The sequence below is a fragment of the Pseudomonas sp. P5_B2 genome, assembly GCF_056400445.1.
This window is the reverse complement of sequence record NZ_JBFULH010000394.1, coordinates 1-3,829: the sequence shown is the minus strand read 5'-3', so window position 1 is coordinate 3,829 and position 3,829 is coordinate 1. Positions and strand designations below refer to the sequence as shown.

General features: G+C 58.9%; 3 protein-coding genes. All 3 read right to left on the bottom strand.

What is annotated here, in order from left to right; translation table 11 throughout:
- Positions 1–263: 263 nt before the first annotated feature.
- Positions 264–806: a DUF2058 domain-containing protein gene (locus tag AC1DRJ_RS21135; RefSeq protein WP_007949507.1), complete on the bottom strand. Its 543-nt coding sequence runs from the start codon at positions 804–806 to the stop codon at positions 264–266.
- 28 nt (positions 807–834) lie between these two features.
- On the bottom strand, positions 835–1,668 hold the full coding sequence (gene mazG, locus AC1DRJ_RS21130; RefSeq protein ID WP_477803856.1) for a nucleoside triphosphate pyrophosphohydrolase: 834 nt from the start codon (positions 1,666–1,668) through the stop codon (positions 835–837).
- 61 nt (positions 1,669–1,729) lie between these two features.
- Positions 1,730–3,829: GTP diphosphokinase (relA, locus tag AC1DRJ_RS21125; protein WP_477803855.1), on the bottom strand; the 2,100-nt coding region annotated here is incomplete at its 5' end.

Here is a 3,829-nt window from a genome sequence, read left to right as displayed (position 1 = left end):
TTTTTGTGCCTGAGAATGGGGCCAAGGCACAGAACCCTGTGGGAGCTAGCCTGCTGGCGATAGCGACTTCATATCCAACATCAATGTATCCGTCAGACGCTATCGCCAGCAGGCTAGCTCCCACAAATTTTGTGTGATCCTGTGTATGCGATTTACCTGACACACCGAGGTGCTGGTTTCACTATGACTTCGTCGCGCATAAGTATTGAAAACGACAAACCCCGCCATGAGCGGGGTTTGTCGTTGTTGAAGCCTTTAACGGCTTACCACATCAGATCATCCGGAATCTGATAGGCCGCGTACGGATCGTCCTCGGCGGCCACTTCCTCAGTCTTCACGTTCATCTGCACGATGCGCTGTGGATCGCGTTCCTGGATCTTCAGTGCCGCTTCACGCGGAATCACTTCGTAGCCGCCAGCGTGATGCACGATCGCAAGGAAGCCATTGCTGAGCTGGTTGCGCATCAGCGTGTTGACGCACAGGCGCTTGACCTTCTTGTCGTCAACGAAGTTGTAGTAATCCTCTGTGGTCAGCTTCGGCAGACGCGAGACTTCGATCAATTGCTTGATCTGAGCGGCGCGAGCCTTGGCCTCGACCTTTTCCTGCTGCTGACGGTTCAGCTCCTGGTCGCGCTTGACCTTTTCGGCCATGGCTTCCTGGGCGGCACGCTGCTGCGAGTCATCGAGTTCGATCTGACCTTTGTGGGCCAGGCGCTGCTGTTTCTGCTTTTCTTTGCCGACCTGTTTGGCCTGCTTCTGGTTGACCAGCCCTGCTTTGAGCAACTGGTCGCGAAGGGAAATGCTCATGGTGCTTGTTTCTCACTTAGGCAACTGCTCAACCGCAGCTGGTCAAATTCTTTTCCTGACGTTTGGCTTCGCCCCACAAGGCGTCCAACTCTTCGAGGGTGCAATCTTCTATGGGACGGTGGGTGTCGCGCAATGCCTGTTCGATAAAACGGAAGCGTCTTTCGAATTTACTGTTGGCGCCACGCAGCGCGGTTTCCGGATCAACCTTGAGATGACGCGCCAGATTGACCACGGAAAACAGCAGGTCACCGACCTCATCGGCAATCGCGGCCGAGTCATTGTCGGCCATGGCTTCGAGCACTTCATCGAGCTCTTCGCGGACCTTGTCCAGCACCGGCAAGGCGTCCGGCCAGTCGAAACCGACCTGCCCGGCACGCTTTTGCAGTTTCGCCGAACGGGACAAGGCAGGCAATGCAGCCGGTACGTCGTCGAGCAACGACAGTTGCAACGGTGTCGCCGACTTCTCGGCGCGCTCCTCGGCCTTGATCTCTTCCCAGCGCTGCTTGACCTGCTCTTCACTCAGGCGCGGGATGTCCACGGGTGCATACAGCTCACCGGTGGGAAACACGTGAGGATGGCGACGGATCAACTTGCGGGTGATGCTGTCGACCACGCCGTCGAATTCAAAGCGCCCTTCTTCCCGCGCCAGCTGGCTGTAATAAACCACCTGAAACAGCAAATCGCCCAACTCGCCCTGCAAGTGATCGAAGTCACCGCGCTCAATGGCGTCAGCGACCTCGTAGGCCTCCTCAAGGGTGTGCGGGACGATGGTGGCGTAGGTTTGCTTGATGTCCCACGGGCAACCGAACTGCGGGTCGCGCAGCCGGTTCATCAAGTGCAGCAGGTCATCAAGTGAATACATCAATCTCTCTCACTGCAAAATCCCTTGTGGGAGCGACGGTGGATCAGCGCTGAACATGCGATCAAGGCGTCCGGTTACGACGGGTTTCAATGATGTTCGGCAACTGGGAAATCCGCCCCAGCAACCGACCCAGCGCATCCAGCCCCGGAATCTCGATGGTCAGGGACATCAGCGCGGTGTTGTCCTCTTTGTTCGAGCGGGTGTTGACCGCCAGTACGTTGATTCGCTCATTGAGCAGCACCTGTGACACGTCACGCAGCAAACCGGAACGGTCGTAGGCGCGAATGACGATGTCCACCGGGTAGGTGAGCACCGGCACCGGTCCCCAGCTGACCTGAATGATCCGCTCCGGCTCGCGACCGCCCAGTTGCAGCACCGAGGCGCAGTCCTGGCGGTGAATGCTGACCCCACGGCCCTGGGTGATGTAACCGACGATGGCATCCCCCGGCAATGGCTGGCAGCAGCCGGCCATTTGCGTCATCAGGTTGCCGACGCCCTGGATCTGGATATCGCCGCGCTTGCCCGGTTTATAGCCAGTGGCTTTGCGCGGAATAAGCTCCAGCTGTTCGTTGCCGCGTTCCGGTTCGACCAGTTGCTGCGCCAGATTCACCAGTTGCGCCAGGCGCAAATCACCGGCACCCAACGCCGCGAACATGTCCTCGGCCGTCTTCATGTTGGCCTTGTCGGCCAGCTTGTCGAAATCCACCGCCGGCAGACCGAGGCGACTGAGTTCACGCTCAAGCAAGGTTTTACCGGCCGCGACGTTCTGATCGCGCGCCTGCAATTTGAACCAGTGGACAATCTTCGCCCGTGCCCGCGAGGTAGTGATGTAACCCAGGTTCGGGTTCAGCCAGTCGCGGCTCGGGGTGCCGTGCTTGCTGGTGATGATCTCGACCTGTTCACCGGTTTGCAGGCTGTAGTTGAGCGGCACAATGCGCCCGTTGATCTTCGCACCACGGCAGTTATGACCGATTTCGGTGTGCACGCGATAAGCGAAGTCCAGCGGTGTCGCGCCTTTGGGCAAGTCGATGGCGTGACCGTCCGGGGTGAATATGTAGACCCGGTCCGGCTCGATATCGACCCGCAGCTGTTCCGCCAGGCCGCCGATATCGCCCAGCTCTTCGTGCCACTCGAGGACCTGACGCAGCCAGGAAATTTTCTCTTCGTAGTGATTAGAGCCGGATTTGACGTCGGTGCCCTTGTAGCGCCAGTGCGCGCAAACGCCCAGCTCGGCTTCTTCGTGCATGGCGTGGGTGCGGATCTGCACTTCCAGCACCTTGCCCTCAGGGCCGATCACCGCGGTGTGCAGCGAGCGGTAGCCGTTCTCTTTCGGGTTGGCGATGTAGTCGTCGAATTCTTTCGGGATGTGCCGCCACAGGGTGTGGACAATACCGAGCGCGGTGTAGCAATCGCGCATTTCCGGCACCAACACGCGAACGGCGCGCACGTCGTAGATCTGGMTGAACTCCAGACCCTTGCGCTGCATTTTTCGCCAGATCGAATAAATGTGTTTGGCTCGGCCACTGATGTCGGCATCGACGCCGGTGGCGTGCAATTCGTTTTTCAGCTGGGTCATGACATCGCTGATGAAGCGCTCGCGATCCAGGCGACGTTCATGCAGCAACTTGGCGATCTGTTTGTACTGGTCAGGCTCCAGGTAACGGAAGGACAAGTCCTCCAGCTCCCACTTGATGTGACCGATACCGAGGCGGTGAGCCAGCGGTGCGTAGATATCGAAGACTTCGCGGGCGACCTGATTGCGCTTCTCGTCGTCGGCGGTTTTCACCGCACGAATCGCGCAGGTGCGTTCCGCCAGTTTGATCAGTGCGACGCGAACGTCGTCGACCATGGCCACCAGCATTTTGCGCAGGTTTTCAACCTGGCCCTGAGTGCCCAGCACCATGGTTTTACGCGGGCTCAGGCTGTCGCTGATCGCCGCCATGCGCTGCACGCCGTCGATGAGTTTGGCCACCACCGGGCCGAAACGCTGGCTGATAGCAGGCAACAGGATCTGCCCTTCGCGCACGCCACGGTACAAGATTGCGGCGACCAATGAATCCTGATCGAGTTTGAGGTCGGCCAGAATCTCGGCGATCTCAAGGCCCGTGCGGAAACTCGATGTCCCTTCGGACCAGAGATTCTTCGCCGCATTGGCCTGTTG